The sequence below is a fragment of the Caulobacter sp. D5 genome (genome assembly GCF_003185805.1).
GTDB lineage: Bacteria > Pseudomonadota > Alphaproteobacteria > Caulobacterales > Caulobacteraceae > Caulobacter.
Genome location: NZ_QHJY01000539.1, coordinates 1 through 1,907, shown reverse-complemented (window position 1 = coordinate 1,907; position 1,907 = coordinate 1). Strand labels below are relative to the sequence as shown.

General features: G+C 72.3%; 2 protein-coding genes. One reads left to right on the top strand and one right to left on the bottom strand.

Annotated features, from left to right (window positions below):
• Positions 1-22: 22 nt before the first annotated feature.
• Positions 23-1,039 (bottom strand): hypothetical protein, encoded by a 1,017-nt coding sequence (locus tag DMC18_RS24965; RefSeq protein WP_146218222.1) that lies wholly within the window; start codon positions 1,037-1,039, stop codon positions 23-25.
• Positions 1,040-1,330: 291 nt separating this feature from the next.
• Here DMC18_RS24965 and DMC18_RS24960 point away from each other — a divergent pair, with 291 nt between their 5' ends.
• Positions 1,331-1,834 (top strand): RNA polymerase sigma factor, encoded by a 504-nt coding sequence (locus DMC18_RS24960; RefSeq protein WP_110119698.1) that lies wholly within the window; start codon positions 1,331-1,333, stop codon positions 1,832-1,834.
• The last annotated feature ends 73 nt before the right edge of the window (positions 1,835-1,907 follow it).

The window sequence follows — 1,907 nt, the reverse complement described above, 5'->3', positions numbered from 1 at the left end:
ACCACGTGCAGGTCGTCGCTGATCAGGGTCGGCAGGAAGCCGGTCGTGCCATAGGGCCGGCCAGGCCGAACTCGGCGAGCAGGGCGGCCGGGGCCGACAGGATGTCGAGCGCCTGGTGGGCGAAGGTCTCCAGCTCGGCCCGGACATGCAGGTTGGCGGCCTCGTAGGCGGCCATCCGGTCTTCGAGGTCGGCGAAGGCGACGCCCGCCTCGATCGGAACCGGCAGGGCCTGGCGCAGCAGGTCGTAGTCGTCGACCGGCACACCGGCCAGGGTCTCGAGCGCTTCGGCGGCTTCAGGCGGGGCGGCGACCAGTTCGATGGAGAAGCGCAGGAAGGCCTGGTCGATGATCCGCACCTGCTCGGGGGCCTTCAGCCGCCGCCACAGGCCGTCGGCCTCGCCGCGGGTCAGGTCGAACACGGTGGCCGAACCGCCGGCGGCGATCTCGGCCCCGGCCGGCAGGCGCGGGCGCAATATGCCGACCTGCAGGGGCGACAGGCCGCTGGCGAAGAGGGCGAAGCCGGCGGTGTCGGGGCGGCTGGCGGTCAGGCGCACGGCGCCGGCGGGCAGGGCGGCTTCCAGGGCCCGGACCGTGGCCTCGGTGACATTGCCCAGGATCACGCCCGGCGGGGTCAGCAGCAGGTCGAGGGCCACGTCCGGCTCGATGCCGAGGAACCGCCCCAGGGCCTGGCCGACCGCGTCGGCGGCGTCGAGATCGATCAGTTCGCCGGCCAGGTCCACGGCGGGGGCGCGGGCCGGAGCGGGACCGGCCGGGGTCACCGCCACCTCGACGCCCAGGGTGCGGATGACGCCGGCCAGATGCGCGGCGTCGGCCGCCGGCAGTCCGGCCAGCAGCCGGGCGGGGGCGCGATAGAGGGCGTCGACCACCGTCTCGACAGGCATGTCGAGGGCCTGGCTGAGTACGGACGCGGCCTTGGGCGTCGCGCCGCCGATGCCGGTGACCAGCAGGTCAGCGGGCTCCGTGCTCGGAAGATCTACGCTCTGGGACGCTACGCTGGGGCACACCGACGACTCGAGCACCAATCCCTCCCTGAGGCTGGTTTCGACCGGGCGATCCACGCTCTGGTTGGCGTGGCGGTGGACTCGTGTCAGAGTTGCAATTGTTTGTAAAGCTTTGAAACATCGCACGTGGTGAATTCACACCGGGTGCTTTCGCCCGTGTGCTGACGATCGCGGCGGGCTTCATTCCCGAGGGCGCGGCGGAAGAACTGTCACGAAGCCGTGCTAGCGCCGGCCCATGTTTCCGGAGCCCGCATCCCTTCGCGCCTGGCGCCTCGTGTTCTGGCGTCTCGTGTTCTGGCGCGTCGCGCCATGACCGACCTGGCCAGCCTGCGCGCCCAGCGTGACGAGCTCTATCACTTCATCGTCCGGCGCACGCGCGACCCGGCGGCCGCCGACGACCTGGTGCAAGAGACCTTCGCGCGGCTGCTGACCTACGAGAAGGCGCGCACCGTCGCCGACCGGGCGGCGCTGGGCTACCGCATCGCCCTGAACCTGGTCCGCGACCACTTCCGCAGCCGCAAGCGGCGGCCGGTCGAGGCGCTGGACGACGACATTCCCTGCCAAGCCCCCGCGCCGGAGCAGATCCTCATGCATCGCCAGAAGGTCGAGGTGTTCGGCAAGGTGCTGGACGCCATGCCGCCGCTGCGCCGCGACGTCTTCATCCGCCGCCGCCTGCACGGCCAGACGACGCGCGAGATCGCCGCGGCCCTGGCCATGAACGAGGCCGCCGTCGAGAAGCACGTGGTGCGGGCGCTGGAACAGCTGCATCGCGAAGTGGCCAAGGCCGAGCGCCGTGCGGGAGGCCGCCGATGAGCCGCGCCCGCCGCACCGCCGCCCTCTGGGCCGCCCGCCGGATGGACCCGGCCTTCCGCGACGAGGCCGGCTT